Source organism: Stenotrophomonas capsici, from assembly GCF_034961085.1.
GTDB classification, from domain to species: domain Bacteria; phylum Pseudomonadota; class Gammaproteobacteria; order Xanthomonadales; family Xanthomonadaceae; genus Stenotrophomonas; species Stenotrophomonas capsici.
Map to the genome: position 1 here is coordinate 1 of NZ_JAYFUH010000157.1, position 2778 is coordinate 2778.

The following is a 2778-nucleotide window of genomic DNA, read 5'->3' on the forward strand; positions in this document are numbered from 1 at the left end:
CGCCTGGCGCGCGCCCAGTTCGATGCAGCGCGCGAGCAGTTGTCGCAATACGACCGGACTACCGTGGCCCTGCAGTTCCACCACGTCCTCGCCGGTGAAGCTGCGCGGGCCGGGGAAGTACAACGCGATGCCGTCATCGATCACCTCGCCGCCTGCATCGCGGAACCTGGCGTAGTGCGCGTGCCGCGGCTGCAGCATCGGGCAACCGAGGGCAACGGCGATCTGCAATGACCGCGGCCCGGAGACGCGCAGCATGCCGACGCCGCCGGCAGCGGCGCCGCTGGCAATGGCAACGATGGTCTGGCCGGTGGACAACGCGCTCATCGGTTACAGCTTCTGCAGTTGCGCACGCGCCTTGGCCGCGCCGCTGCCTTGCGGTTGCAGCTCCAGGTAGGTGCTGTAGGCCTGCCTGGCCTTGGCCTTGTCGCCTGCATTGAAGTACGCATCGCCCAGGTTGAGGTAGGCCACCGCACGCGAAGGGTCGATCTTCACAGTGTTCTCCAGCCAGCGCGCAGCCTCGGCATAGCGCTGCTGGCGGTAGTAGACGAAGCCCAGGTTGTTGGCCGCCAGGGCGAAGTCCGGGCGCAGTTTCAGCGCTTCGGTGAACTGCGCCACGGCCTCGTCGTAGCGCTTCTCGCGGTACAGCTGGAGGCCGCGGTCATTGGCCTGCTGGGCACGCTGGCGGTCGGACACCGCCCCGGCCGCAGGCACCACCAGCGTGCTCTTGCCGCCCTGCAGGTCGGCCACCGTCACCGGTGCCTCGGCTTCGCCCTTGGCATCCTGGGCGGCGTCGACGCGGTTGTTGAGCGCGATCGCGTCGGCCGAGAGCTGGCGGGTGTCGGCGGTCAGGTATTCCTGGCTGTCCGGTACCTGGAACACGAACTCGCCGCCCTGCGATCCGGGCAGGCTGCCGAATGCGGGGGTCTGCCGCGACACCGCCGACACCGCCGGCGCCACGTACGCAGCCAGCTCGGTGCCGGTGATCAGGCCATCGCCATTGAGGTCGCCCTTGCCGGCCAGCGCCTGCAGCAGCACCCAGGTGAACACCGAATGCCCGTTCGGGCCGCTGTCGGCCACCTGCTGGTCGGCGCCACCGGCGGTCAGCATCTGGCGGGCGCTGCGGCGCGCGTTCTCGCGCAGGAATGCCGACGAGGACGGCCCGCCGCGGGTCAGGCCCAGGCCGCTGTAGCAGGCATCCATGACGAACATGACGTGCTTGGCGCGCATGCTCTCGGCGATGTTCTGGATGTCGGTCATCGCGATCGCGTCGGTGGCGAACTCGTTGGGGTCCGAGTCCACCGGGATGATGTAGCCCAAGTCGCGCCCGGAGGCGAGCTGGCGGGTGGCGCCATGGCCGGCGAAGAACACGAACACGCGATCGTTCCGGCCGGTGCGGTCATCGGCCAGGCGGTCGTGGAAGGCGGCCAGGATGTTGTTGCGCGTGGCCTGTTCGTTCTTCAGCACGATCACCTGCGAGGACGGGAAGCCGAACTGCCCGGTCAGGGTATCGGCGATGGCCTGCGCGTCATGGCTGGCGTACTCGAGCTTGGGCCACCTGGCGTAGTCGTCGATGCCGATCACGATGGCCCAGGATTTTTCGTAGCCGGTGGTCACCGTGGCGTCGCTGGCCGCGCCCTTGCGCGGGCGGCTGACGCTGAAGTCACGGCCGTTCCAGCCGGCGAACTGGTAGCCGTCGGCGATCAGCCGGTCCAGGATCTGCGGCAACGCCTTCACCGCGCGGTCGTGGATGTCATGGAACAGGATGATGCCCTTCTGTTCCTTCTGCACCTGCTCGACCACGCGCTGCACGATCGACTCGGGTACCGGGTCGGCCCAGTCCATCGAATCGATGTTCCACATGATCGACTTCAGGCCGGCCTCGCCGAGCAGCTGCAGGCCTTCGGCGTTGCGCGCGCCATACGGGAAGCGGAACAACGGCGCGCGGCGGCTGTCCACGTCCTTGAGCAGGATGTCGGTGCCCAGCACCTGCTCGCGCAGCGCGTCACCGCTGGTCCGCGAGAGCTGTGCATGGGTCAGGCTGTGGTTGCCCACCGCGTAGCCCTGCTCCATCAGGTTGCGGCTGATGCCGGCCATCGGCCCGAGCTTGACCTTGCCATCGGGCTGGATCGCGCCCAGGTTGCGGCCCACCTCGAAGAACACGCCCGGCACGTCGTAGCGCTTGAGAATGGCCACCACTTCATCGGTATAGGCCTTGTGCGGGCCGTCATCGAAGGTCAACACCACGGTCTTGGCCGGCAGGTCGCGGCCGAAGATCTCGCGCTCGCTGTCCTTCATCGACATCGGGTAGGGCTCGATCACCCCGTAGTCACGCAGGATCGCCTCGCGGCTGTACTGCGTGCGCAGGTGGGCGATGTAGTCGTCCCATTTCTCGCGCTTGAGCGTGATGGCTCGGGTGCGATCGAAACGGCTGAAGATCCGGGTGATTTCCTGGTTGTAGTTGCGCTCGATCTCGTCCAGCGCCTCCAGGTCCTCGCCGATGCGCTGGTGCAGCTTCACCGCCGGCAACGAGGAGTCCTTGCCGACCCGCTCGTGCAGGTCACGCAGCACTTCGCGGAACGCCAGGCGGTCGGCGTCGTACAGCTCCGGTGCCGATTCGATGTAGTCCAGCACCGTGCCCAGCGTGGCGAAGCGTTGTGGGCTGCTCTGGCGCAGCAACGCATCGAACTGCGCGGCGATGGCCTCGCGCTGCTCCAGCCCGTCATGGAACAACTGTTGGCCAATGCGGCTGGAGGTGGTGCGGTCGGCCGGCGTCTGCTG

At 67.6% G+C, this 2778-nt stretch carries 1 protein-coding gene and 1 pseudogene; both read right to left on the reverse strand.

Annotated elements, in window-relative coordinates:
* Positions 1-324: pseudogene (locus tag VA603_RS10555) on the reverse strand (tRNA uridine-5-carboxymethylaminomethyl(34) synthesis GTPase MnmE); the annotation flags it as partial.
* Between the two features lie 3 nt (positions 325-327).
* Positions 328-2778: polysaccharide deacetylase family protein (locus tag VA603_RS10560; protein WP_323438792.1), on the reverse strand; the 2451-nt coding region annotated here is incomplete at its 5' end.